Raw genomic sequence first — 26,275 nt, 5'->3', positions numbered from 1 at the left:
ACTTTGTCAAAGTTTTAAACTTTGACAAAGTTTGATTTGCGAACCAAAATCTACTTTAGACAAGGCAATTGCAAAACATTCGCATTCAGGGGCTGTTCTATTTTTCTTTCTAGTTTTTCAGCATTTACAGTGACGTAAATTTCCATAGAACCCGTTCCGACTTTTAGTCCGAGAATGTGACCGCCGTAAGCATCAAATTTGTCGTCAGTCGCCACACCGTGCATGTGGATTGAAGGTTTGTCACCACTCCAAGCGATTGATCCTGTAATACTTCCCATTTCGACTTTATTGAAAGTTTTAGGATGAAATTTCTTTTCGTTAAAATCATAAAAGCCAAAAGTAGCATCTTGTGCAAAACCAATTCCAGTAAAATTGGCCGACGGAATTTTTTGCTCTTTGGCTAATTTTTCAATTAATTCTAAAACATTATCGCCTTCGCGAAGAACCATCAGAAAGCCTTGAGCTGTTTTGGTATAACGGCATTTTTCTGCATCATTTTTCTGTGCGTGTGAAAGATTAAAAACCAAAAGAAATAGTAATGAAGTTGCGATTTTTTTTATCATGGCTGTTGTTTTTGTGTGTAGTTTTAAACACATAGAAACATAGAATTTTTTAGATTGTAAAGAGGCGTTTTACTTGCATAAAAACACATAGTTACGTTCGAGGCTATGTGTTGGAAACTAGTTTCCTTTCGTATTCTTTTTCACAATATAAAATCTATGTTTCTATGTGTTTAATTTTTTTTTAGTTATAGCTATACGAAGCTTGTTTATACGCTGATGAAACGGATTTACTTCGTAAAGACGCAGATAAAAACGAATTTATTTTTAAAAGTATAAAAAAATCAGTTTTTATCCGCGTTTTCGTGATAACGAATCCGTGTCATCAGTGTTCCATTCAATTAGAGTGTTCCCGTACCCTGAACTTGAATAATTCTATTATGATCTTTTTCGTATTTTTCTGGATCAGAAGCGGCATATTCATTTTCAGGTTCTGGAATGGCGTGAATTTTAGAATCGCTTATAGAAATCACAGCCGAACAAACATAGATTCCGACTTTTCCTTCGCTGTATTTAAAATCCAGTAAAGTCAGTTTTACAATGTCGTTAATCGAAAGTTCGTAATAATTTCCGTAGCGGATTATTTTGAAATAAATCTGTTTTTCTTCACTAATTTCAAACTGATTCGTTTGTATGTTTTGGAATATGAAATTGTTTTTGACATCTTTTTCATTAAATCCCCAAGCTCGAAACTGCACAAAACCATTCATAAAATCGATCGAAATATAATAGCCCGTTCCTTCTTTATCGCATTCAATTACAAAACCCGTTTTTCCCATTCCTTCCACAGCAAGAGTTCCTTCCCAAACAAAATCCATTGACGGTTTTTCGAAGCAGTAAATTTCGTAACCGCTACGACATCCAAAACGCCATTTATTTTCATTTTCCTGTAGAAATTCAGCTGTCGGATTTCCCAGAATTGGCATGGGTTGCGGCAGGTCTTTTTGCTGAATCGTTTTCTGATATAATTTTTCCCAGAAGTAATAGCTTTTTAAACGAAGCCTTCCGCTTTTATCGGTATCCAATTCTTTTGGCGGTGGAATCACACGATGTGTATTTACATTTCCATCGGCAAAATAAAAATTATAAACCAAATAATGCTTGCCTTCTTTTACCACTCTCGCCGCATAATTGCCCTGCGGCATTAAAACGTTATTGTGAAAAGCGCAATATTCACCCCTAAATTCTGGAGCCGACCAGTAACGGACTTTAATATCTTCTCTAATAGAACCTAAAAGATAATGCGTTCCCTTAATTTCGAAAACGCACGGACATTCCACATCGTCATATACGTACGGAATATGAAGCGGTTTTTGCAGCACAAAACCTTCTTTTTCTCTTTTGGCAACACCAATACAGCCTCTGCGGTATGTTGGTCCAGAGGCACTTCGGGCACAAATTAATAAATAATCTTCGCCTTTGTATTGGTATTTAAAAGGATCTCTAAAACTAATCCATTGTCTGGGATTATTGTTTTGACCTTCATAATGCGGGGCTTCACTTTTAAAAGGAAGTCCGTATAGGTTCTCTTTTTTCCAAGTAATTAAATCGGTCGAAACCGCTCTTCCTACTTTTTGTTCAATTCCTTTATCCTGACGCTTCAAACCAGTATAATACATTTCATAACCTTCGCCATCCGATTTTTTGCTTACATGCATTGTCCACAGCATATCATCATCCCATTCGCCTGGATCGCCTACAAATAAGGCGTTTTTTACTCGTTTCCACGAAAGGCCATCTTTTGAAACTGCATGCGCAATATAATCGTGATTGGGAATAATTAAATGAAATAAATGATGAATTCCTTTTTCATCTATAAATACATCAACATCTCCAATTTCCCAGTTGCTAAATCCTGAACCTGAATACATTTTATTATTTATTTTAGGTGTTAGTATTTTATTTTAACACATAGAAACATAGAATATATAGCTTTTACAAAGGCGTTTCACTAGTAATAAATAACATAGCGTCGTAATATGGTAATCCCAATATTGAATTTTTTGGCTATGTTCAAAGCTATGTGTTAGAAACTAGTTTCTTTCTTTTTCCTTATAAAATCAAAGAAAAATCTATGTTTCTATGTGTTTATTTTTTTTCATTAAAAAGCTTTATTTGATGATTTTATAATGTTTTAATCCTTCTAAAATTCCTTCTGAAGCTGACGTTTTAGCTACATAAATGCTTTTAGTGGTTTCGTAGGCCAAAAGTTCTGCGCTTCTATTTCCGACAATAATTCCTTTTACAGGACCTCTAAACATGTCTACATCATTCCCAGAATCTCCTGCGGCGACTACATTTCCTAAAGGAATTGACCATTTTCGGCATAAAAACTTAATTGCATTTCCTTTGGAAGCACGTTTCGGAATAAAATCCAAAAATTGCCCATGACTCGGAATGATATTTACTTTATACCATTCTTTTCCAAGAACCTCAATTAGTTCATCATGATCGTAATGTTCTGATTCATAATAATAGGAGATTTTATACGGATTCTGAGCTTCATCTTCTTGAAGTTTAATCCATTTTACAGCTTTTAATTTATTGACGATTTCGTCTCTTTTCCATCTTCCCGAAAGGAATTTTGCCCAGCCTTTATCTAGAATATAATCTTCTCCGTTGGTGTAATAAATTTCGGTTCCGACAGAACAAATGATAAAGTCGGGTAGAGGAAATTCTTCTTCATCGATTACTTTTTTAACCAAAGCTAAATTTCGTCCAGATGCCATTGCAAAAGCCATTTTATCGGTACGATTGGTTAAATGCGATTTTAATTCTTTCAGACCTGGATTTAAAAGTTTAGGTTCTATTAAAGTTCCGTCAATATCTGAAACCAATAAATGGTCTATTTTACGTTTTAATCGGCTGATATTGATATTAGGATAATGCTGCTTTTTGATTCCCGCACCAGAGGAAAGCGATAGATTTTCTTTTACTAAATCAACATACTGATTGACGTGGCTAACCCAGCTGTAATGTTTCTGAATATTGATGGCGCCGTTGTTCGAATAATATTTCCACTGATTTTCATCGGTTAGAATGTTTCGAAGCGCTTTTTTAATTTGGCTTTCTTCTTGCGGATTTACTAATTCTCCGTTCTGACAAACCGGAATAATTTCTGATGGCCCGCCGTTCTTGGTTACCACAACCGGAAGCCCCGAACTAGCCGATTCAATTACGGTCAAGCCAAAGTTTTCATGCAAGGCTAAATTCACAAAAACACCTCTTTTCTCTGCCGCATAACGATAGATAATCGAAACTTCATTTTCCACATCATGTTTCTTCGGAATAGCCATTTTTCCGTACAAATCGTATTTGTCCATTAGCAGAAGTAAATCAGTCAGAACATTTTTTTCCGATTCTGGCATCTTTGCAATGTCTTTTCTAATACCAGCAAAAATGACGAGATTGGCAATACTTTGCAATTCTTTATCTTTTCCGTAAACGTCAATTAAAGTATGCAGATTTTTGTGTCTGTCTGGTCTCGAAAGTGCCAGAATAATAGGCTTATGCGGATTAGTTAAGAATTTAGAAATGGTTTCGGCAACCCAATATTTTCGTTGCGCTTCTTCCATATGTTTGTCCGAATCATTTTCCTGATAATAATACGGAACAAATTTTCTAGTATCAATTCCTGGAGAAATAGCGTGGTATTTTCCGAGTTCGAAATTTTTATATGCTTTGTAGGTTTCAATTTCCTGTTCGGTAGAAGTTACAATGAATTCTGCGAGTTCTAAGGTTTTTTCTTCGGCAGCAATTCGGGCTTTAAACTTGAACTTTTTTTCGAGTTCTTCTTCCGTTTCTCCGCTTTCGATTAGTTTTTTCTTTTTATAAAAACCTAAAGAATGTCCCGTATGGGCGAAGGGAATATTTAAAACGGCAGATAATTCGGCTGCGGCGTATCCCGCGTCACCATAATGAGAGTGAATCCAATCGGGGAAAATATTATGCTGTTTAATGTGCTGCATCGCTCCGTTTACAAAAGTATCGAGACCTTCCCAAAGTTGTTCTTTTGCCTTATACTTTTTCCCCAGAAACGGAATTCGCCTGATGTCCAATTTGTCATTGATAACTTCTACAGGTACCGCATATTCAGGTGAAAGGGCAGGATCATCAATTAATCGGGTAAAAAGATGCACATGTTCTACATCTTCATGTTGTGATAAAAATTCGGCTAATTCGTAAATGTATTTTGTCTGTCCTCCGTTGTCGGCATCCCGTCCAATTTCTAGACCAGAACCTTTTAGAAGTCCGTGTATATTGATAAGTGAAATTCGTAATTTTTTCATCATTTTTCCTTAATTATATGAAAATGCAAGTTACAGCGCCCACACCGATTAAGAAGAAATAATTCCATTTTAAATTTACATAGTTCCCATGTTTTTGGGTCGAAGATGGTGTTTATAGTGTAAAAATGCTTAGACAAACTACATATTTTATATTCAATTGCCTCCAGCTTTAGCTGGAGGTTTGAATTTCAATTTGTGAATGGCTTTAGCCAAAATTGCGATTTGGCTAAAGCCTTGTTGGTAAAAAAAAACTGTACCTCCAGCTAAAGCTGGAGGCAATTCATTAAAAATAATAAACCCGACAGGTTTTTAAAACCTGTCGGGTTTTGATGTACATTTAGAATGTATATTTTGATGGATATATTTAAAATATATTTTTAATTTTTATTAATCAGATTTTCAATATCAAGAATTGAAATTTCAGGATTTCCGCCAGCAGATCCCGCTACCAAAGCTCCCGTCGCACAAGCAAAATTTAAAGCAGCCTGCGGTTCTTTTCCATTTAAAAGTGAAGTGATTAAAGCACCAAGAAATGAATCTCCAGCACCAACGGTATCTTGAACTTTTACCGTATAACCTTCATTTTCATAAAGATGTTTGTCCCACAATAATAAGGCACCATCTTTTCCTCTTGTCACGCAGATTGCCGTTGCATTGGTTAAAGAGCAGATAAAATTCATGTTTTCTTCTAAAGTAGTATAAGGAGAATCAAAAGCAGCGCTAATTTCGGTTAGTTCTTCATCATTAAATTTAATGAAATTAGCAGATTGCATTAGGTGTTGCAGCGTTTCATAATCGTAATGCGGTTTTCGCAGATTGACATCAAAAACTTTATAAGTGTGTGTGTGGAGTAGTTCGTCTAGTGCTTCTCTCGAAACTTGATCTCTGCAAACCAAACTTCCGTAGATTAAAACATCTGAGTTTACGACTAATTCTCTCGCTTCTTCGTTTAGCATAATTTTGTCCCAAGCAGAAGGGTAGAGAATTTCATAAGTAGCCGATTTACTTTCGTCTAAAGTTACGTTTACTAATCCTGTTGGGAAATCATCAGATTGTAGAATAGTATTGGTTTCTAAGCCTAATTTATTGACTTCATTTATAATCGCTTTTCCATCTTCATCATTTCCTACACAGCTAATCATATTAGAATCAACGCCTAGAGCTTTCATTCGAAGAGCCACATTTAAAGGCGCTCCGCCAATTTTTTTCTCATTATCAAAAATATCCCAAAGTACTTCTCCGAAAGCGACAGCTTTTAGTTTTTTGTCGTGGCTCATTTTAATTTTTTTCTCGTTTTAAAACATTAAATCGGATAAAAAGTGGTTCTCCGATTTTATAAAAATAGAAAAGATTGACGGTTTATGCAACCCGTTTTTTATTAAGAAACGATTCCTTAACTTACAATGGATTAAAATTTAAGTAGTAAAATACTGAAAATTAGATATTTGGTTTTGAATAAGTTTATTGTAGATTTATACTAGCCTTAAAAAGCTAAAAGCAAAAAATATTTATGGTTTTAGGCTTTTATTGTTTTTCGTAATCTTATGCTTTTAATTATTTTTAGACTTGAGTATTTTTATTGAAAATTATAGATAAATGAAGAATTACGAATTATACTGGAAAGCTGTTCACATTGGCTCATTAGTCAAAACTTATATTGATATGAGAGATTTTGGCATTATTTCATACAAATTTGATTATTTAAATGAGCAATCAGAAAATAGACACCTCGCAGGTTATATTAAAGTATCTATTCTAATTAGTATTTCTTTTGAAGAAGGGGAGGATGAGGAAAATAGTGAAATGTTATGCCAAGAGGAAGATAAATATTTAGATATAATAAATAGTTGTGACTGGTATCTTATAAATGAAGAAGGAAAAAAAATACCAATCCTTTGCCCCATGTTTCATGAAGATAACGGAGTAACCTGGATGAAAGATCTAAAAAGAAAATAATTTTTTTTACCATATAAATCGACAAAATGAAAAAGCTCCTTCTTATTATTGTTTTTGCTGTAATTACTATTGTCACTTATTTATATTTTAAAGATGCCAAAACTCTGGTGGTAGAAAAAAGATATATCCTTGTAAGTGAAACAGGAAAGAAAATCCAAGCAACTTTATTCTACAGAAATGTAGACGTAGAAGTGGGGCAAAAAATAGAGAATGTACATGAAATTCTAATATTTTTTGATCAAGAGACGAAAATGAAGTTTAATCCAATTATTGTAGTTCCTAAGTTTAAAATGATTGGTGTTATTGAGGGCGGAGAAAGCGGATTTTTGAAATTAGGAAATAAAGTTTTTCAACTATCAGAACAATCAAATAAATTTACAGCTTTAGACAATAATACCTATTTTGATAATGCTCCAGTAGAAAAAATAAATTTTAGTGAGCAGTCCATTTCTTTTAATAGTTTTGGAGGATTACGAAAATATGGAGAAGTTATAATGCTAAAAACGATATAGAGTTTTTAGTTGTAGCATTTTACATCTCCAATTGAACTCCGAACTTCCCCACATAAGGATTCTCCGCCATTTGAGAATGTCCAACGACTAAAATATAATCTCCTTTCTGTTCTAATTTCGTTTCTAAATCTAAACCAAATGGTCCATCTGAAGATTTATCTGGAGCTATGATTTGATTAAAGCGAATGTTTCCAGCTTCAGGCAATACAATTTTTGCTTTCAAGTTTGTCGAATTTTCGTTTTTAAATTTTATGTAAACTTTAGAAGTGGCAGAACTCAAAGTTCCTTCAGCAGTATATAAGCCTTTGTCATTTTTTACATTCATAAAAATGGTGTCTCCTTCTTGCATGTTTTTTTCAACAAGTGGAGCTTTCTCGGTGACTTTAAGTTGCTTTGTGGTGTCTTGGGCAGTTTCTAAAGAATTATCGATTTTATTTTCTTTTTTAGCGCATGAAAGACAGAAAATACAGAAACAGAGAAGGATTAGATTTTTCATAATGGAGATTTTTAATGTAAAGTCAAATTTAATTGGTTTCTAATCGAATTACGTTACATAATAATTATAAGAATTTGCATTTAAAACTTTCGATTTTTCATTTCACTACAAATTTTCCTTAACTCATTACAAGATGTAATTTTTCTAATTTATATTATAAAAATAATAAATTTCAATCTCCTAAATTTGGTCATAATACAAAATAAACGGCCATGGAAATCAATTTAATTACAGAATCAATTTGGGAGAATAAAAGGAAAACTTCTTTCTGGGAAAGATTATTCAGAAGAAATAAAGCCCAAGAGAAAGAGCTAACTACGCCAGAAATTATAAATAAAAATTGTGATGGATTGCAATTTGGGAATCATAATGTAAAATCATTTTTGTTTTCTACGGATATGGCGCTTATTGAAAACAACGACGCCGATGCAATTTTGGCTGTTTATCCTTTTCCGCCTTCGCCAAAAATCATTAAAACACTAATTGAATTTGCAGGGAAACCTATTGTCTGTGGTGTAGGAGGAGGGAAGACAAAAGGCAAAAAGTCTTTAGAAATGGCTATTTATGCAGAAGAAGCCGGAGCGGCAGGAATTATCGTAAATGTTCCGTTTGAAAATAAGGATATAAAAAAAATCAGAGAGAAAGTCGCAATACCAATTATATCAACAGTTACTACTTCTAATTATAAATTTTTAAAAGAAAGAATAGAAGCAGGAGTAACTATTTTCCATGTTTCAGGCGGAGCGAACACAAATGAAATTGTAAAAGAAATAACAGCTCAATTTCCTGATTTTCCCGTAATGGCAACTGGCGGTAAAAATCTGGAAAGCATTAATGAATCGATAAATTCTGGTTCTAAAGCAATTGTGCTTTCGCCGCCGTCCAATAAAGATTTGTTTAAAACTGTAATGGATAAGTATAGAAAGACTTTTGGTTCTTTTTGAGGTTCTAAGCTTCTAAGGTTCTGAGGTTCTGAAATGCTAAGACGCTAAGATTCTAAGATTAAACATAGCCGAAGGTTTCAACCTTGGGTACACAAACAGAAGAAATTTTCTTCTCGTACTCAAGCTTGAAACCTTGGGCTATATAGAATTGGAAAATGTGATTATTTATCCATGAGCTTCAACAGAAACATCATTCCATTTTTCCCAGCTTTCTAAGCGTTGTTCGTAGCTTTGTTTTACGAATGGAAGCGCTACTTTTCCTAATAGTAATCGTAACGGCGGATTTTCGTTTTCAACAAGATTTACAATTATTGGAGCTGTAGCTTCAACTTTTCCGAAGATATTTTCTCTTTCGGCTTGTGCTTTTTTAATTTCGTCGTAATAAGGTAAACTTTCGCTGGCAATTCCAGTATGCCAAATATTCGATGCGTAACCGTTTGGTTCTAATAAAGTTACTTTGATTCCGAATTGTTTTACTTCTGAAGCTAAAGTTTCGCTCAAACCTTCGATCGCAAATTTAGAAGCACTGTAAAGTCCCATTGCAGTTGGTAAAGTTGCCAAACCTAAAATAGAAGAAACCTGAATAATATGACCGCTTTTTTGTTCTCTCATAATTGGAAGCACGGCTTGCGTTAACCATAAAGTTCCGAAAAAGTTAGTTTCAAACTGTTCTCTGGCTTCGCTTTCGCTTGCTTCTTCTACAGCGCCTGTAAGTGCATAACCTGCATTGTTAATCAAAACATCGATAGTTCCAAAATGCTGTTTTACTTTCTGAACTACTTCTAGAGATTCCTCTCTTTTGTTTACATCTAATGCAAGTGGCAAAATAGATTTTCCGTATTTTTCTTTAAGGTCGTTTAAAGTTTCTAGATTTCTAGCCGTAGCTGCTACATTGTATCCTTTTGCTAAAAATGCTTCGGTCCAAGCTCTCCCGAATCCTTTTGATGCTCCTGTAATTAAAATTGTTTTTGACATTGTATTTGTTTTTTATAATTATTAATAAATTTAAATATGACCAATCGGTCATTTTTATAATAAAAAAAATTAGAGCTTTTTTTTAGCAATAATTTTTTTGAGTGATTGTACTATGGTTTTCATGCTGTCGTTATTGCCAGACATTCTAGACATTAAATGCCCGCCTTCCAGCATAGCAAAGAGAATAGTTGCAAATTCTGCTGCATTCCAATTTGAATCAAATTCTTTGTTTTCGATTCCTTTTTCTATAATAGAGGTCAAAAGCTGCTGCCCGCGTTTGATGACATGGTTCACTTTTTCTTTTACGATAGGATTGGTATCGTCGGCTTCTGTACCAAAATTTAGTAACGGACATCCGCCAGTAACAGGAGGATTTAACGGATTGCTGAAAAAGTCGATATAAGCAAAAAGCTGTTCTTCGGCCGTTTTTCCCTGAGTTACTTCTGCTTGAAGTTTACTGTTCAAAATTTTCATGTTATGATCTACAGCAGCGCAGGCCAAAACGTCTTTATTTTCAAAATGCACATACATGCTCCCTTTAGACAATTTGGTAGCCTCCATAATATCGCTCATAGAAGTTGCTGCAATTCCTTTTGTATTAAAAATAGGAGCGGCTTTTTCTATAATGAACTGTCTGGTTTCTTCACCTTTTGTCATGATACATTGTATTTATGATGCAAATATATGACCGATTGGTCATTTCTGCAAATCTTTTTCTGTTTTTTTTAAAATTTAATTTTACGCAGAAATTATAAATCTCTTGAAAACCTTTAAAATTAAGGGCTTTCAAGAGATTTTTTTTAAGAATAAAAATGGAAAAATTAGATTGCTCTATTCCTTTCATCCTCATTTCCAAAGTTTCGTTCTTTAGATTTCACATTTTCATTCCCAAATTTATAACTCAAAGCAATTCTGAAACCTCTTGAATCGCTGTAATTTTTCATCGTATTTTTAATTCCGTTCGAATAATAAGAGATTAAAGGTTTTTGCGCATTCAATATATCTTCTCCAGTCAAAGTAATCGAAAGACTCTTTTTTAAAGCCAGAACTTTAACTGAAAAATCTAAAATATTCAAAGTCGAAATATTAAAAACCTGATAACGTCCCGGAAGCTGCAAACCGTAATTCAATCCCAGAAATAAAGTTTTGGACTGATTTATGGTAAAGTCATTATTGCTGTAAATATAACCATTGTAACCGCCTACAGAAGCAATAAGATTGGTTTTAGATTTTACATTTTGATAGTTTAAATTGAATCCCATGTAGCTGTTCCACCAATTGTATTTGTTGAAATTGTAGTAAGTGGAAAGTCCGATTTGATAGGTATTGGCATAATTAATCGGCGTGCTTTTGGTAATATTAGTTTCAGGATTAATGATTGCCAATTCTTGTCCGAAATCGGAAACCTGAGAAAAGTATAGCGAATTCACCCATTTTTGATTGCGGATATAAGTAAATTGCAGATTATCAATAAGCGAAGGCTTCAGAAACGGATTTCCCTCAGAATAATAAAACGGACTCGTTCTAATCACAAACGGATTCAGATATTCAAAATCAGGTCTGCGGATTCTTCGGCTGTAGTTTAAAGAATACGAATTGTTATCGTTCGCATTATAAGTCACATAAGCCGTTGGAAATAGCTTTAAATAGTTGTTTTTATTGGTTTGATTCAGGTTTTCAGAATAACCTTCTGTCTGCGTGGCTTCGGCTCTTAAACCAATTTGCGTTTCCCATTTTTCGTTTAGTTTTTTATTCGCAGAAAAATATAAAGCTTGATTGTATTCTTTGTAAGTGAAGACATTAGAATAATTTGTATTCAAAATCGGAGTTCCAGTTTCGTTATCAAAAACGCTTAAATTGTTTTTTGTGTTTGTATAAAATCCTTTTCCGCCAAAACTGATATTCGCCCAAGAATAGGGAAGTGCTATGTCAATTTTTGCCGAATAATTTTTCAATCGGTTTAAGTTAGAATTGATGGCAGAAAAATAAGTTCCATCAATATTTTTTCTCTGATTATCCATTTCATTACCAGAAAATGCACGAGAATCCTCTTTTTGATAATCGAAATAATCTAAGTCTACCGTAATATTTTTTCCTTCGTTATTCAAAGCAAAAGCGTTATTCCAATTTAGCGAATTCATTTGCGGTTTGTTCTGTCCCCCAACATCAGACAAAATATAAGAATTGATTTGTCCTAAATTATCAAAACGCGTCGTCAGCGGATTATTAGATGAATTTCGATCATTAAAACTTCCTAAATATTTAATTCCAGAAGTCCATTTCTCAGTCAGTTTATAATCTCCACCAAAACTAATGCTTAATAAATCGGTTTTAGATTTGGTTGTAATATCCTGTTTCCAAATTTCATTCGGATAATAAATTCTGTTATCTGAAGTCGTTCGAAACTGATCTTTACCTTTATTTATAGAAGCCTGGAGCGAAAGTTTATTGTAATTGTAAATAAACAATCCGCTTATGTTTCCGCTTGCATAACTTCTTTGCGTGTAAGTAGTTCCAAGATTTGCATTCCACGAATTGGCTTTTGCAGTTTTCAATTTAATATTGATTAAACCGCTGTTTCCTTCGGCTTCGTATTTTGCCGGCGGCGTTGTAATTACTTCAATACTTTTAATGTTATCTGCCGGAATCGACCTTAGAAAAGCAGCCAGATCTTCCTGCGTCATTTTATTCAATCGGTCATCAATCATCACCAGAACTTCTCCTTTTCCAACAATAGAAATCGTTTCGTTTTGAACTCGCACAGTTGGAGTAGATTTTAAGGCATCCAAAGCCGTTCCGCCAGTTGCTGTAACCGAGTTTTCGATATTAAAAACCAAACGATCTACTTTTTGTTCTACGAGTTTCTTTTTCGATTGGATTGTCACTCCATCAAGCTGAATTTGTTCTTTTACTTCCAATTCGCCTAAATCCAGATTTTGGTCAATTGCAATTGATTTATTGCTGAATTCAGTTCCGAATTGCTCTATTATCAGCTGATAAATTCCTTTTTCGGCTTTCAAAGTAAAATTCCCCAAACTGTCTGTCGAAGTTTGTTGATACAAAGTTTTATCTGTTTTTAATAAAGTAGCTGTGGCAAATTCCAACGGCATTTTATTTTGGTTGATAATTTTTCCTTTTACAGAAAACTGCTGGGCAAATACATGGATTTGAAAGAGAAATAAAACGGAGATGAAAATGATTTTGTTCATGGTTTAAAAATTAATTACAGGACAAAACTGTTTCATTTACAACCCAAAAACCACTTTTATCGACAAACCCCTTCGATTAATCTGCAAACCCGTTCTAATGCTTTTTTCTGAATGTATATCTTTGTTTTAAAATCAAACCTAATGTATAAAGGCACTTTAACCAAAAAGCTCGAATTCATAATTCATATCATTTATTGGCTTTTAATTTTTTATTTCACTTTCGTGAAAAATGCGATCAAAACTAAGTTTGTTGTGCCTGATTTATTTATCTGGACGTATTTTATCGTTTTTATTCTAACCTTCTATTTTCATTATTTAATTGTAATGAAACAGGTTTTTAAATCCTTCAGTTGGAAAAAACTGTTCGTCGGAGTTTTCGTTTCGTATTTGGTTTTTACTTTTTTAAGATGGATAATTGAGCAGGTTTTTACCGGAATTTTGTTTGATCGTATCAATTATACTCAACCAGATTTTGTTAATTATTTGTTGGATAATGTTCAGTACAGCAGTATGACGATTATTCTGAGTTCGCTTCTTTGGTTTGTCATTTATTCGATTCGTCTTTTAGAATATAATAAGTTAATTCTGGAAGAAAATAAGAATACCGAAATCAAATTTTTGAAAGCACAGATCAATCCGCACTTTGTATTTAATACTTTAAATAACATTTACTCGATGGTTTATTTTCAGTCAGATAAGTCATTAACTGCAATTGATAAACTGAGCCAAATTATGCGTTTTACGACTTACGAATCACAGAAAGAAAAGATCAGATTGACAGATGAAATTGACTATATAAAAGCGTATATTGAACTCGAACAGTTGCGACATCAGGATGCTATTTTGGTTGATTTTAAGGTTGAAATAAAAAATGAATTTGAAGAAATTCCGCCTTATATTTTGTCGCCTTTGGTTGAAAATGCTTTAAAGCACGGAGAAGTTTCTAATGATGAACCTATACAAATTGAATTGAAAGTTTTAGAAAACCAATTGAATTTTAAAGTAAAAAATAAAATCGGAACGCAGAAAAAAGACAGTCTTGGCGGAATAGGTTTGGACAATCTGCAAAAACGTCTTGAGATTCATTATCCTAAAAAACATCAGTTAAAAATAGAAAACGACCAAAGCCATTTTACAGCCGAACTTGAAATAGATTTAAAATGAATAAAAAAATAAATTGCATTATTCTGGATGACGAACCGTTTGCTGTAAAACTGATTGCCGATTACGCTTCTAAAATTTCTAGATTAAATGTTTTATACGCCGACAGTGATGTTTTTAAAGCTATTGAAGTTTTGAATACCGAATCGGTTGATTTGATTTTTATTGATATTCAAATGCCACAATTGACAGGAATCGAATTGATGCAAATGTTCAATCAGAAATATAATTTTATTATTACTTCGGCTTATCCGCAATATGCTCTAGAAGCGTTTCAGTTTCATGTAATTGATTATTTATTGAAACCGATTACTTTTAATCGTTTTTATCAGAGTGTGGAAAAGTTTATTCGTTGGCAGGAAAGTTTCCAAACGAGCGAAAGCAGCGAAGATTTTTTGTTCGTAAAAGCAGATCGAAAGCATTACAAAATTGCAGTTGAAGACATTTTATACATCGAAGGATTACGTGATTATATCCGAATTCATACGAATGATGAAAAAATTATGGCTTTAGAAAACATGAAAGATATTCTGGAGAAACTGCCTTCAAACCAGTTTATTAGAATTCATCGTTCGTATATTATTCCGAAAAATAAAATTAAAGTAATTGATGGAAATCAGATTGTAATGAAAAGTGGTATGGCTTTGCCAATTGGGGAGACGTATAGAAAATTGGTTAGTGAGTGGTTTAGATAGTTTTTAATTAGTGCTTTAAAATTTTAAAATAGCAACTTATGAAATGGAACATTATTATTTTTATTTTCTTGCTAATTTCTTGTAATAAGAAGAATGAAGATGTAGCTGTAACCTCAGATAATTCAGGAAGTTATTTTAGAAGGAAATTAGATGATAAAAAACTCATGGACAGTTTGAATTATCTTGTTCTAAACAAAGGTGATACCTTGGCTTATAATGAATTAAAAGGTATTCATTACATTGGAGAACAGAAGTTTACTGGCTTTTTATATTACGCCTTAATAATGTCAAATAAGTATAATTATAAACGAGCTTCTTTTGATGTGTATGACATTTTAATGACTGATAAGGAATTTTTGGATGAAAAAACAAAAAAGATGGCTGAAGAATATTTAATGAAAAGTAAATAAAATCATTTTCTGTAATCAACAAAGATTGAATGTTTACAGATAAATTACTTAAAAATAAAAATGTAATTAATTGTTTGTAAGTGTTTTAGGTGTAGTGCGTTCTTTTTTTGATTAAATTTATCAGAAAATAAAGCAATATGTTTACAACTATACTTAGAGAACATCCTGAACTGGCGCTTTTTTTATGCTTGGCTCTTGGATTCTTAATCGGGCGCATTAAAATAGGTACATTTAAAATCGGTGTAGTATTAGGAACTTTATTCTCTGGAGTGCTAATTGGTCAGTTGGATATTCAAATTCCTGATATTGTAAAAACCATTTTCTTTGATCTTTTTCTCTTTTCAACAGGATACAAAGTAGGTCCTCAATTTTTTCAAGGTTTTAAAAAAAATGCTTTTCCGCAATTATTGCTCACTTTGGTAATTTGTTTATCGTGTCTAGTAGTAGCCTATTCTATCTCTGTTTTTTTAGGTTATGATATAGGAACCGCAGCGGGATTATTAGCAGGAGCGTTTTCTGAATCTACTGTTATTGGCACAGCTTCAGATGCTATCAGCCACTTAAATATTGATGAAGCAGAAAAAATCAGATTAATCAATAATATTCCGGTAGCTTATTCTGTAACTTATTTGGTAGGAGCAGCAGCTTTTGTTTTTTTCCTGACTGGAATTGCTCCAAAATTGCTTGGTGTAGATTTAGTTAAAGAAAGTGATAAACTGGCCGAAATCATTTCAGGAGAAACGGAATATGGCCCAGGAATGAAGAGTGCCTATCAGAGATGGATCATTCGGGCATACAGAATAACCAATGAGAAATGGATTGGAATCAGTGTAAGCGATTTTGAAAAATTAATTTCGAACAAAAATATTGTTGTTCAGAGAATACGCCGTAAAGATCAATTGCTAGATTCGAAACCTGATATAATCATTCAAAAAGATGATGTCATGGTTATTATGGCACAGCATGGAATCATTTTAGACAGCCTCTTTTCTATAGGGCCAGAAGTATTGGATGAAGAATTGTTGAATTTTCCGTTGGCACATTTAGATGTGACCATAACCAATGAGGCTATTGAAGGAAAAACGGTAAAGTTTCTTCGAAAAAGCAGTTTTTATCATGGATTAATGCTAAACAGCATCACGAGAGAAAATCATGAGATACCCCTCGAATCGAATACGGTTTTAAACAGAGGTGATATTTTGAATCTTTCGGGCAGATTTGCAAAACTGGAAGAGGCTGCAAAAGAAATTGGTTATCTGGATCGTTTAAGTCCAGAGACAGATATTATTTTTGTTGGTTTGGGTATTGTCCTTGGAGGACTTTTAGGTTTGCTGTCGGTAACATTATTTGGAATTTCAGTAACTTTAACAACAAGCGGTGGTGCATTGGTTATGGGGCTTATTTTTGGCTGGCTGCATTCTAGAACTCCAGTTTTTGGCAGAATTCCTGAACCTGCTCTATGGATATTTGACAACGTTGGTCTTGCAGCATTTATTGGACTTGTTGGTCTAGCTGCCGGTCCAAGTTTTATTTCAGGTCTTAAAGAAACCGGTTTTGGTATTTTGTTTGCTGGCGTAGCTGTTGCCTTAATCCCTCACATCATCGGACTCTATTTTGGAAGGTATATATTAAAAATAAATCCCTTAATCTTACTTGGCGCGCAAACAGGTGCAGGTACATCAACAATTGGATTAAAAGCAGTTCAAGATGCGTCAGGCAGTAAATTTCCAGTTTTGGGCTACACTATTCCTTACGCATTAGCTAATATACTATTGACAGCATTCGGACCAATACTTGTAGGGATGATGTCTTAATTCTTGCTTAAGCAAGGCATAACGGCTTCTATTTGAGGTTACGTAAGTAAATGCAAAAAAGCTTCTAGCAATTTAGAGGATTAATTATTTCTTATATTTGAATAATAAAAACAAGTATGGAAATATTTATAGGAATAGCAGGACTTATAATTGCTTGGTTAACATTTCAAAAGACATTTTACTCTAAACCTAAAGAGGAAAAAGATAATCTTTTAGGCACTTTTCTGACTACTCAAAAACTTCATTTGGAAGTTCAGTCTCTTCTTCAAAAATATATAGATGATAATAACGGAGCTGAACATTTTATTTATCCTGATATAACTTTTCAGCATTTGTTGAATATGTACAAACAAGGTTTTGAAAAAGATTTATCTGATAAAGTTTATCAAGATTTAAAAAATAACCAAAATTACACTAAAAGTAATATTGCTACTTTTCAAAAAATGATTGACACACAACATGATGCCTTATTACAATTTAAAAATCAATTATTATTTTTAACCCCGCCCACAAAAAACTAGAAACAAAAAATTTCTAGTGTAAAATGGGTATACTTACTAAAGTTAAATCCCGCCATAACGCAGTGTTGATCCTAAAATAAGCATTGCAACTCCTATTGAAGTTACAGTTAAAATAATCACAGCCATATTTTTGATATTGTATATATTGAGTTTTGGAATAATATAGAGCTGTGCAATAACCGCGCAAATAAAAGTGCAAAGAAGTAAAATCAGTTTTATAGAAACTACTTTTTCAAATCCGCTCGAAAAACGAAACCAGGTTTCTGCCGTAACACCGAAATCGTATGCCATCCAAATTCCAGATATAATTAGTAAAGCGAGAGAAGACATTCCGAGTTTTTCGAATCTCTTTTCAAAATTTAAAATAATATGCGGATCTCTTTTTTTTAATGCTGTCGGAAGATAACAAATAGCTAAAAGCAAATGACCGCCAACCCATATTGTCGCTGCCAATAGATGAATTATAAGTACATAATGATGTAAAGCCATAATATGTTTATTTTCAAATTAAAAGTCGATAAATTTTATATTCCGTAGGAATATTTGGTTGGTAAGCCAATGTCACGACTCGAGAAAGTGTCCCGTAGGGACACCTGTTTTATAGAATCCAAATAATTCTTTTGCTTGTCAAACGTTCCTCTGGAACGTGTAATCTATGAATTCTACCGATGAGACATTCCTACGGAATGTTTATAGTTGTAATATTTTGATTTTTAAGTTTGTTACTCTCTAAAAATAACTTTTATTTTTGGAGTTGAAAAGTTTTTAAGCTGTATTCTTTTATTCGAATCGTCTAATTTTGAAAGAGTTGGTACATTGTTCATGAAATGCTGGACATAATAATTTCCTTCAAAATTCTGTTTTTCCAAATATTCAATCATTTTCACAAAATCATTTTCTGTAATTAAGGAAGAATGAAAAGTGGTGCGGACTTCAAACGGAATCCCCGAACGAATTAAAAGCGAAAGACTTTCTTCGAACTCAAAAAATAAGCCTGATTGCGTTAGCTTTTCAAAGGTATGAGGAAGACTTTTATAATCTAACGCGACATAATCAATTAATTGATCATGAATCAGGCTGTTTAATATTTTTGGATTGGAACCGTTGGTATCAATTTTAACCGTAAATCCCATTGCTTTGATTTCTTTTATAAAATCAATTATTTTTTTGTGTAAAGTGCATTCGCCACCGCTTAAAACCACACCGTCTAACAATCCTTTTCTGGTTTTGAGAAATGAAAGAACATCGTCAAAACTTATCTTTCCTTTTCCTAAAACAATATCTGGATTGTAGCAGTACAAACACCGCATGTTACAGCCCGCAAACCACACTATGCAGGCTGTTTTGTGCGGATAATCTAATAAAGTAAAAGGCGTGAGGCTAAATATTCCTTTACTAGATAATGCTTTCTTCGAAATGTGTACGCTGCTGGTGTTCACCTTTTTTTCCAATATTAAAACTTTCTACAGGTCTGTGATATCCCATTACACGTGTGTAAACCAAACATTTGCTTCTTTGGGATTTGTTTTCTTCTAGAACTTTATGCGTTTTCGTTTTCATAAGCCAAGTGTTTTTGATTGTTTGTATTGAGTAAAATTTCGTCGCATTTAGGACAATATTCATGTTCTCCGTTTAGATAGCCGTGAATAGGGCAGATGCTGAAAACTGGAGTTACCGTTATGTAAGGCAGTTTGAAATTGGTTAAAACTTTTTTTACGAAGTTTTTACAGGCTTCGGGACTGCTTATTTTTTCTCTCATATAAAGATGTAAAACTGTACCGCCAGTATATTTACATTGCAATTCGTCTTGAAGCAATAAGGCTTCAAAAGGATCGTCGGTATGATCTACAGGAATTTGTGAACTATTCGTATAATAAATATTTTCATTTTGTCCCGCTTGCAGAATCTCAGGAAAACGTTTTTTGTCTTCTTTAGCAAAACGATACGTTGTTCCTTCTGCGGGAGTCGCTTCAAGATTATAGAGATTTCCTGTTTCTTCTTGGAATTCTTTCATTCTCAATCGAATGTGATCCAGAATTTCTGTAGCAAAATGAATTCCTGAATTTGAAGTGATATTCTGCTTTCCTTCAGAAAAATTCAGAACCATTTCATTCATTCCGTTTACACCAATTGTAGAAAAATGGTTTCTAAAATGTTTCAAATAACGTTGCGTGTACGGATAAAGTCCGCGGTCGTACATTTGCTGTATAAAGGTTCTTTTCTTCTCTAAGGTCGATTTTGCAATTTGCAATAATTCATCTAAATGTTGAAATAGGCTGATAATATTCCCTTTGTGAAAATATCCCAAACGCGCCATATTGATGGTAACTACGCCAATACTTCCCGTCATCTCAGCACTTCCAAAAAGACCGTTTCCTCGTTTTAATAATTCCCGCAAATCGAGCTGTAAACGACAGCACATGCTTCGAACGGCATTTGGTTTATAAGCATCTGGATTTTCCATACGATTGCCATTTTCATCCAAAATATATTGGCTTCCTATAAAATTCTGAAAATAAGACGAACCAATTTTGGCTGTATTTTCAAATAATAAATCGACATTTTCTCCTTGCCAATCAAAATCTTCTGTAATATTTACTGTTGGAATCGGAAAAGTAAACGGCTGCCCGTTGGCATCTCCTTCAGTCATAATCGTATAATAGGCCTTATTAATAAGATTCATCTCATCTTGAAAATCGGCATATTTTAAATCGATCAATTTAGATGCGCCTCTTTTCTCAGCTTCCAGAATTAGATTTTCATTATTGCTATTTAAAAATAAATGCTGATCGTTTCGGGTCGGAATCTGTTCTCTTAAATCTTCTGGAACATTCCAGTCCAGAGTAATGTTCGTAAAAGGGGACTGGCCCCAACGCGCTGGCACATTTAGATTGTAAACAAAACTTCTAATGGCTTTTAAAACCTCATCATAACTAAGCTGATCTTTAAAAACATAAGGAGCCAAATAGGTGTCAAAAGAACTGAAAGCTTGAGCGCCTGCCCATTCGCTTTGCAAAATTCCCAAGAAATTAGCCATTTGCCCTAATGCTTCTCTAAAATGAGAAGGAGGTCTGCTCTCGACACGGCCACGCACGCCATTAAAACCTTCATTTAATAGCACACGCAAGCTCCAACCAGCGCAGTATCCGGTAAGACAATCCAAATCATGAATGTGTATGTCGCCATTCCTATGAGCAGAACCTTCTTCTTTATTATATATTTTATCAAGCCAATAATTGGCAATAATTTTTCCCGCTGTATTGCTGACTAAACCAGCGTTTGAATAGGAGATATTTGCATTGGCATTAATTCTCCAATCGGATTGATTGATGTATTCTTCGACAGTTTGCGTACTGTCTATATAAGTGGTGTCGTCGTTTAAACCATTAATATGTTCTCGTTGCAATTTTCGCGTATGGCGATAAATTATAAACGATCGCATCACTTGAAAATAGCCATTCTCAAAAAGCACTCTTTCTATTATGTCCTGAATTTCTTCGACTGGCCACGAATATTTTGCCTCAAGACCAGCAAGAACAACTTTAAAGATTCTCTTGTCTACTGGCTGATTAACGCTTTGAAAGGCTTTTGAGATTGCATCCTGAATTTTATAAGCTTCAAAAGGCTTATACTCTCCATTGCGTTTGATTACATATTTTTCCATTATTTATGACAGGTTTCAAGTTGTTTTTTCTTTGGGGTCATTTTTTTTTTACCGCAAAGTGCGCAAAGTTATTTTATAAAGAAACTGAGCAGAATCTTTATTTTAAGTTCGCAAAGCTTTCTCTACACAAACTTTAGCTTAACAAAGCTTTACGAACTTTTCAGTATTAATAACCTTAAAAAAGCCTCGCGCTCTTTGCGTAAACCTTTGCATCCTTTGCGGTTAAATTTTACGCAAGATCCATTAAGATACTTTTTCAAATGTTTTTTCAAGCTCAATTGCTTTTGGGAATAAGATATTGTTTTCCAAATGAATATGTTTTTTCAAATCTTTATCAAATTCTTCGAGCATGGCAAATGCTGCTTTATAAGTATTGCATGAATCAATAGGCGGAATATAATTGTTGCTTAACGCTGCAATTCTTCTAAAACGTTCTCCTTCGGTAACATGATCGTCTTTTAATGTGGCAATTGGATTTTCTATAGATAAAAAAGGCGGTGTTTCCAGTTCTGTACCTTTACTGTGGGCGATTTTCATTTTTTTAATGAAAGGAAAAACAACCAACTCTTCTCTTTTCATGTGAGCTGTCAGATCCAAATACGATTTTGAAAAAATAGTATGAATCTCGTGCAACTCGGGATGAATCGCACCGTGAACACCGCATAATTTATCTAAATATTGAAGAATTATTGGGGATTTTTCTTCAACATATCTATGATGGATTTTAGTAATATAATCTGCTATCATGTCTGCAGTCCAGCTTTTATAATCAAAAGACTGATTAGCAGAACCGTTTCTTGCTTTTTCTATATGTTCAATTAAAACACTTTCTTCAATATCTCTTTTTCTGCAGACTTCTTCGATTGTGCGATGTCCTTTGCAGCAAAAATCAATATGCAGTTTGGTAAAAATGGCCGCTGTTTTGAAATCGTCTGCTACGATTTCACCAATTGTGGTATTGCTTGTTAGTTTCATAGTGGTAGGGGGTATAGATTAATTTTGGTTTCAGCACATTTGTTTGTTTGCCGAAGCTTTACATTGTTTAACTATAAGTAATGAAGCGGCAATCATATTCGAAAATTCTATAAACGGAATCGTAATTTCATGTTTTTCTATAAGCGAAATAGCATGATTATGCAGTGATTTTATTTTTTCGAAAGCCAAATCGGCATCGCGTTCTTCACTGGTATAAAAAGAAGTAACCAATTTTTGCAATTCTTTTTTTAATATTTCAAAAGCATGATAATCATCGGTTTGTTCTGCTTTTGGGAATTTTGGAATTAATATTTTGGATGAAAAAAGAAATTCTGCAATAGTTTTATCTACATTTTCTGAAGCTTGATGCGCAAATACTAAAGCTTCAAGAAGGGAATTGGATGCCAAACGGTTTTTTCCATGAAGTCCTGTTCTAGCACATTCGCCAATAGCGTAAAGATTTTTTATGGTTGTAACTCCGTTTTGGTCAACGCGAATTCCGCCACACTGATAATGTGCCGCAGGAACAATTGGAATCAGATCTTTTTCGGGATAAATTCCTAAATGGTTACAATGGGCAGTAATAATAGGAAAATGTTCTGAAAAAGCTTCGTGATCCAAATGTCTGCAGTCTAAGTACACATGATCTTTTGAACTCAATTGAAGTTCTTTGCTTATAGCGTTTGAAACAATATCTCGAGTCGCGAGCTCGCCACGTAAATCGTATTTAAATAAAAATCTTTTCCCTTCTTCATTGACAACATGCGCGCCAAAACCTCTAACAGCTTCTGAAATTAAAAAAAGCTGATTTTCTTTTCCTGTATATAAAGCCGTTGGATGAAACTGTATGTACTCCATATCAGCAATTTCCGCACCCGCACGCGCTGCCATTGCTAGTCCGTCTCCAGTTGCTATTTTTGGATTTGTTGTGTTTTCAAAAAGCTGACCGCATCCGCCCGTACTTAGAACAATAGTTCGGGTTCTGATGTATTTAATGCGATTGTATTTTTTTTCATAAAAAAAAGCTCCGGTACAAGTAGTTTTAGCTTTTTTTGTTTCGGTATTGATATCGATGACCATGTGATTTTCTAAAAGTTCAATGTTGGGCATCTTCTTAATCATTTTGAGCAGTTTACGCTCAATTTCCTGTCCGGAGCTATCTTTATGATGTAATATTCTGTGTTGTGAATGTCCGCCTTCTAAACCTAAATCCCATTGTCCGTCTTCGGTTTTGTCAAATGAAGTTCCTATTTCAAGCAATTCATTCAGTCTATCTGGCGCTTGGCTGATAACCATTTTCACAATTTCTTCATCGCATAAACCTCCTCCAGATTTAAGTGTATCTTCAATATGTTGGTTAAAACTGTCATTTAAATTTTCTGTTACTACAGCAATTCCGCCTTGTGCCAGCCTTGTATTGGTGTTTTTGGCTGTTTCTTTCGTCATTATAACAATGGATAAATCTGGACGTTTTTTTGCTGTTTTCATAGCAAAGAACAATCCCGAAATACCAGAACCGATGATTAGTATATCTGTTTTAAGCATGTTATTTTGATTTAGAGTTTATTGCGTTTTTATGATAATTCGAGCATTCTTTTTATTGGTTTCAGCGCCTCGATTCTCAGTTTTTCTGTAACCAGCATTTCTGGACTTTCGTTTTTAAGGCACAAATACAATTTTTCGAGTGTATTCATTTTCATGAAGGCACATTCACTGCAGGCACAGCTGTTGTCTTCTGTGGTAGGAGCCGGAATCAGCGTTTTATCGGGAACTGCTTTAGCAAGTTCATGCAGGATACCGGCTTCTGTGGCCACAATGAAAACGGAAGCAGGATCCGTTTTAATGAAATTAATAATTCCCGAAGTTGAGCCAATGTAATGTGCTGCTTTTAAAATATGGCTTTCAGATTCAGGGTGTGCCGCGATTTTGGCTGTTGGATTTTTATTGTATATTTCGATGAGTTTGTCTAATGAAAAGGCTTCGTGCACAACGCATGAGCCTTTCCATAAGACAAGTTCGCGCTTGGTTTCTTGTTGAAGATATTTGCCTAAATTTTCATCTGGAGCAAATATGATTTTTTGTTCTGCTGGTATCGAACCGATTATTTTTTTAGCATTCGCCGAAGTGCAAACTAAGTCGCTCATTGCTTTTATTTCGGCAGAACAGTTGATGTAAGTTACAACAACATGATCGGGATGCTGTTCTTTAAATAATTTAAAATCTTTTGGTGGACAGCCGTCTGCAAGAGAACAGCCAGCATTCCAATCGGGTAGGACTACTTTTTTTTCTGGGTTTAGAATTTTAGCTGTTTCTGCCATAAAATGTACTCCTGCAAAAACGATTATATCGGCATCGGTATTTTGAGCTTTTTTTGCCAATTCAAGACTGTCTCCGATAAAATCTGCCACTTCCTGAATATTCTCATCTTGGTAATAATGAGCCAGAATAACAGCGTTTTTTTCTTTTTTCAATCGGATTATCTCCTGTGCTAAAAAGTTCTTGTCCATATTAATTCTTGATTTTCTGCTTACTTAAAATATATTTAAGTACATCATTTTAATAGGGTAAATATATTATCATCATTTTGTTCAAAACATGATTCTAATCATACTGTGTTAGATTTGTTTTTTTATATTACGCGGATGATTAATTTATAAAAGTAGCTGAAAGAAAGGATTTTGTGTTTTCAAAGAAAAAGCCTGAAAGAAGAGATTTTCTCTTTTTTCAGGCTTTAATTTTTAGGAAACTAATAAGATTACTTAGCGTCTATCAGCGTAAGCGTAACTCTTCTGTTTAGTGGTTTATTTTCGTCTGGAGTATTTGGAACTAAAGGTTCTTTTTCTCCTTTAGAAAACAAATGCATGCGGTTAGATTCTATTCCTTTATTCTTCAAATAATCAGAAACTGCTTCAGCTCGTTTCATACCGATTTCAAGATTACGGGCTTCGGTTCCGATATCGCAAGTGTAACCTGTAATATTTAAGTCGGTATCTTTATTCGTTTTTAGAATTTTAGCAATTTCGTCTAATCTTGTCGCCAATTCTGGAGTTACATTTGTGTTTCCAATTTCTTGAAAGGCAAGAGGTTTTTCAACGATGCTTCTTTCAGTTGGTGTCAGTTCTTTTTTTACTGGAGCAGTTGGAACCGTTTTTTGTTCTACCGGAGCTGTTTTTTGAACTGGAGCTTCAGTCTGAGCTGCTGGTTCTGCTTTTGGAGCTGCAGCTACAGGTTCTGGCTTGCTTTTATTTAGCATAAAACCAAATTTCAGCTGAATACCAGCAGAGAAGTAACGGCTTTCCTGAACAATTTTTCTGTTTCCGCTTGTGCCATTTGCCTGAATATTGTCAAGTCCGTTCGGATTGTATGCAACGATGTTGACATCTACATTTTCTTTTGCTAATTCTGTTAAGCCATAATCGACGTATATTCCAGTGTAAAGCTGTGTGTTTTCTTTTAATTTGAAAGTAAGACCGGTTTCAGCACTTAATAAAAAAGAAGGATCTAAGCTTACCGTTGTTTTATCCTGCCAGTTTGTTACTTGACCAAATCCGTGAGAAGGCAGATCATCAATTAAGAGATTCATGTCTGGATAATAACCGCTCAATTGTAGTTCTGATGCCGAAGCTTTTACAGTTTGTTTTCCTGGAAACAGAATTTTTCCTCCAAAACCAAAATACAATTGTGTCTGAGAAGCTATCGAAGTTCTGTATTGCATAAGAAGCGGAATTGCCACACCAATAAAATGCTGATCTTCTTTATAATTGGTCGGGGTTACTTGATATTCAAATGCAGAAGTTTGGTCATCAACTTCATAAGTTGAAATTGTCGTTCCGTTATTTAATTCAAAACTATTCTGATTATAAGTAACATCAACTCCTGTTGAAATTCCCCAGTGATCGCTGAAGAAATAGGTGTATCCAACACCTATTCCTCCGCCAAATTTCAACTTACCTTCTCCGATATTACTATCATAAAGAATTCCCGAAGGCCCCCCATTAATCTTAAAATTAAGTTCCTGGGCTTTTATCGTGACACTACAGAGCAGTAGTATAGTTATAGTGATTTTAATCTTCATTGCGTGTAATTTTAAATTG

Annotated in this window: 24 protein-coding genes; 8 read left to right on the top strand and 16 right to left on the bottom strand. The window is 34.0% G+C overall.

Features of this window, described 5'->3' with window-relative positions:
- Nucleotides 1-50 precede the first annotated feature (50 nt).
- The 4 genes from AC3E9W_RS17980 to AC3E9W_RS17965 form a co-directional block, all read right to left on the bottom strand.
- On the bottom strand, nucleotides 51-563 hold the full coding sequence (locus AC3E9W_RS17980) for a PPC domain-containing DNA-binding protein (RefSeq protein ID WP_488769434.1): 513 nt from the start codon (nucleotides 561-563) through the stop codon (nucleotides 51-53).
- A 338-nt stretch (nucleotides 564-901) separates the two neighbouring features.
- Nucleotides 902-2,431 carry a glycoside hydrolase family protein gene (locus AC3E9W_RS17975; protein WP_456896768.1) on the bottom strand — a complete coding sequence of 510 codons (1,530 nt, stop codon included), beginning with the start codon at nucleotides 2,429-2,431 and terminating at the stop codon, nucleotides 902-904.
- A 240-nt stretch (nucleotides 2,432-2,671) separates the two neighbouring features.
- Entirely contained in the window at nucleotides 2,672-4,852 is a 2,181-nt protein-coding gene (locus AC3E9W_RS17970; protein WP_488769433.1) for an HAD-IIB family hydrolase, read from the bottom strand.
- Nucleotides 4,853-5,226: 374 nt separating this feature from the next.
- Entirely contained in the window at nucleotides 5,227-6,126 is a 900-nt protein-coding gene (locus AC3E9W_RS17965) for a carbohydrate kinase family protein (protein ID WP_488769432.1), read from the bottom strand.
- Nucleotides 6,127-6,445: 319 nt separating this feature from the next.
- Here AC3E9W_RS17965 and AC3E9W_RS17960 point away from each other — a divergent pair, with 319 nt between their 5' ends.
- Together AC3E9W_RS17960 and AC3E9W_RS17955 are read left to right on the top strand one after the other, a co-directional pair.
- Nucleotides 6,446-6,805 carry a hypothetical protein gene (locus AC3E9W_RS17960; RefSeq protein WP_488769431.1) on the top strand — a complete coding sequence of 120 codons (360 nt, stop codon included), beginning with the start codon at nucleotides 6,446-6,448 and terminating at the stop codon, nucleotides 6,803-6,805.
- 26 nt (nucleotides 6,806-6,831) lie between these two features.
- Complete coding sequence (locus AC3E9W_RS17955) at nucleotides 6,832-7,317, top strand: hypothetical protein (RefSeq protein ID WP_488769430.1); 486 nt, start codon at nucleotides 6,832-6,834, stop codon at nucleotides 7,315-7,317.
- Nucleotides 7,318-7,336: 19 nt separating this feature from the next.
- Here the strand turns inward: AC3E9W_RS17955 and AC3E9W_RS17950 are convergent, their stop codons facing one another.
- On the bottom strand, nucleotides 7,337-7,813 hold the full coding sequence (locus tag AC3E9W_RS17950) for a hypothetical protein (RefSeq protein WP_488769429.1): 477 nt from the start codon (nucleotides 7,811-7,813) through the stop codon (nucleotides 7,337-7,339).
- Between the two features lie 212 nt (nucleotides 7,814-8,025).
- Here AC3E9W_RS17950 and AC3E9W_RS17945 point away from each other — a divergent pair, with 212 nt between their 5' ends.
- On the top strand, nucleotides 8,026-8,757 hold the full coding sequence (locus AC3E9W_RS17945; protein WP_488769428.1) for a beta/alpha barrel domain-containing protein: 732 nt from the start codon (nucleotides 8,026-8,028) through the stop codon (nucleotides 8,755-8,757).
- A gap of 165 nt (nucleotides 8,758-8,922) precedes the next feature.
- Here AC3E9W_RS17945 and AC3E9W_RS17940 read toward each other — a convergent pair whose 3' ends face one another.
- From AC3E9W_RS17940 to AC3E9W_RS17930, 3 genes are all read right to left on the bottom strand, one after another.
- The gene (locus AC3E9W_RS17940; protein WP_488769427.1) at nucleotides 8,923-9,732 is read right to left on the bottom strand and encodes an SDR family NAD(P)-dependent oxidoreductase; all 810 of its coding nucleotides are present in this window, start codon (nucleotides 9,730-9,732) and stop codon (nucleotides 8,923-8,925) included.
- Nucleotides 9,733-9,801: 69 nt separating this feature from the next.
- Nucleotides 9,802-10,389, bottom strand: coding sequence for a TetR/AcrR family transcriptional regulator (locus AC3E9W_RS17935; protein WP_488769426.1), 588 nt, complete (start codon nucleotides 10,387-10,389; stop codon nucleotides 9,802-9,804).
- Nucleotides 10,390-10,553: 164 nt separating this feature from the next.
- Nucleotides 10,554-12,941, bottom strand: coding sequence for a TonB-dependent receptor domain-containing protein (locus AC3E9W_RS17930; protein WP_488769425.1), 2,388 nt, complete (start codon nucleotides 12,939-12,941; stop codon nucleotides 10,554-10,556).
- Nucleotides 12,942-13,082: 141 nt separating this feature from the next.
- On the opposite strand from AC3E9W_RS17930, the gene AC3E9W_RS17925 reads away from it, so the two are divergent.
- From AC3E9W_RS17925 to AC3E9W_RS17905, 5 genes are all read left to right on the top strand, one after another.
- The gene (locus AC3E9W_RS17925; protein WP_488769424.1) at nucleotides 13,083-14,105 is read left to right on the top strand and encodes a sensor histidine kinase; all 1,023 of its coding nucleotides are present in this window, start codon (nucleotides 13,083-13,085) and stop codon (nucleotides 14,103-14,105) included.
- Nucleotides 14,102-14,797, top strand: a complete 696-nt coding sequence (locus AC3E9W_RS17920; RefSeq protein WP_488769423.1) for a LytR/AlgR family response regulator transcription factor — start codon at nucleotides 14,102-14,104, stop codon at nucleotides 14,795-14,797. The genes AC3E9W_RS17925 and AC3E9W_RS17920 overlap by 4 nt, the downstream gene beginning before the upstream one ends.
- 38 nt (nucleotides 14,798-14,835) lie before the next feature.
- Complete coding sequence (locus AC3E9W_RS17915; RefSeq protein ID WP_488769422.1) at nucleotides 14,836-15,207, top strand: hypothetical protein; 372 nt, start codon at nucleotides 14,836-14,838, stop codon at nucleotides 15,205-15,207.
- Nucleotides 15,208-15,344: 137 nt separating this feature from the next.
- A complete protein-coding gene (gene aspT / locus AC3E9W_RS17910) occupies nucleotides 15,345-17,021 on the top strand; it encodes an aspartate-alanine antiporter (protein WP_488769421.1) in 1,677 nt (558 codons plus the stop codon).
- Between the two features lie 116 nt (nucleotides 17,022-17,137).
- On the top strand, nucleotides 17,138-17,542 hold the full coding sequence (locus AC3E9W_RS17905) for a hypothetical protein (protein WP_488769420.1): 405 nt from the start codon (nucleotides 17,138-17,140) through the stop codon (nucleotides 17,540-17,542).
- Nucleotides 17,543-17,584: 42 nt separating this feature from the next.
- Here the strand turns inward: AC3E9W_RS17905 and AC3E9W_RS17900 are convergent, their stop codons facing one another.
- From AC3E9W_RS17900 to AC3E9W_RS17865, 8 genes are all read right to left on the bottom strand, one after another.
- Nucleotides 17,585-18,031, bottom strand: coding sequence for a copper resistance protein CopD (locus AC3E9W_RS17900; RefSeq protein ID WP_488769419.1), 447 nt, complete (start codon nucleotides 18,029-18,031; stop codon nucleotides 17,585-17,587).
- Between the two features lie 233 nt (nucleotides 18,032-18,264).
- Nucleotides 18,265-18,981 carry an anaerobic ribonucleoside-triphosphate reductase activating protein gene (locus tag AC3E9W_RS17895; RefSeq protein ID WP_488769418.1) on the bottom strand — a complete coding sequence of 239 codons (717 nt, stop codon included), beginning with the start codon at nucleotides 18,979-18,981 and terminating at the stop codon, nucleotides 18,265-18,267.
- Complete coding sequence (gene nrdD / locus AC3E9W_RS17890; protein ID WP_488769417.1) at nucleotides 18,938-19,102, bottom strand: anaerobic ribonucleoside-triphosphate reductase; 165 nt, start codon at nucleotides 19,100-19,102, stop codon at nucleotides 18,938-18,940. The genes AC3E9W_RS17895 and nrdD overlap by 44 nt, the downstream gene beginning before the upstream one ends.
- Nucleotides 19,083-21,206: a ribonucleoside triphosphate reductase gene (locus AC3E9W_RS17885; protein ID WP_488769416.1), complete on the bottom strand. Its 2,124-nt coding sequence runs from the start codon at nucleotides 21,204-21,206 to the stop codon at nucleotides 19,083-19,085. Before AC3E9W_RS17885 ends, nrdD begins: the two co-directional genes overlap by 20 nt.
- Before the next feature lie 243 nt (nucleotides 21,207-21,449).
- Complete coding sequence (gene ric, locus AC3E9W_RS17880) at nucleotides 21,450-22,181, bottom strand: iron-sulfur cluster repair di-iron protein (RefSeq protein ID WP_488769415.1); 732 nt, start codon at nucleotides 22,179-22,181, stop codon at nucleotides 21,450-21,452.
- Between the two features lie 30 nt (nucleotides 22,182-22,211).
- Nucleotides 22,212-23,726 carry an L-aspartate oxidase gene (gene nadB, locus AC3E9W_RS17875; RefSeq protein ID WP_488769414.1) on the bottom strand — a complete coding sequence of 505 codons (1,515 nt, stop codon included), beginning with the start codon at nucleotides 23,724-23,726 and terminating at the stop codon, nucleotides 22,212-22,214.
- Nucleotides 23,727-23,755: 29 nt separating this feature from the next.
- Nucleotides 23,756-24,688 (bottom strand): quinolinate synthase NadA, encoded by a 933-nt coding sequence (gene nadA / locus AC3E9W_RS17870; RefSeq protein WP_488769413.1) that lies wholly within the window; start codon nucleotides 24,686-24,688, stop codon nucleotides 23,756-23,758.
- A gap of 248 nt (nucleotides 24,689-24,936) precedes the next feature.
- Nucleotides 24,937-26,256 (bottom strand): OmpA family protein, encoded by a 1,320-nt coding sequence (locus AC3E9W_RS17865; protein WP_488769412.1) that lies wholly within the window; start codon nucleotides 26,254-26,256, stop codon nucleotides 24,937-24,939.
- Nucleotides 26,257-26,275: the final 19 nt, after the last annotated feature.

Source organism: Flavobacterium sp. 38 (assembly GCF_057799715.1).
The sequence above is the reverse complement of the archived record's forward strand: the minus strand, read 5'-3'. Positions and strand labels throughout refer to the sequence as shown.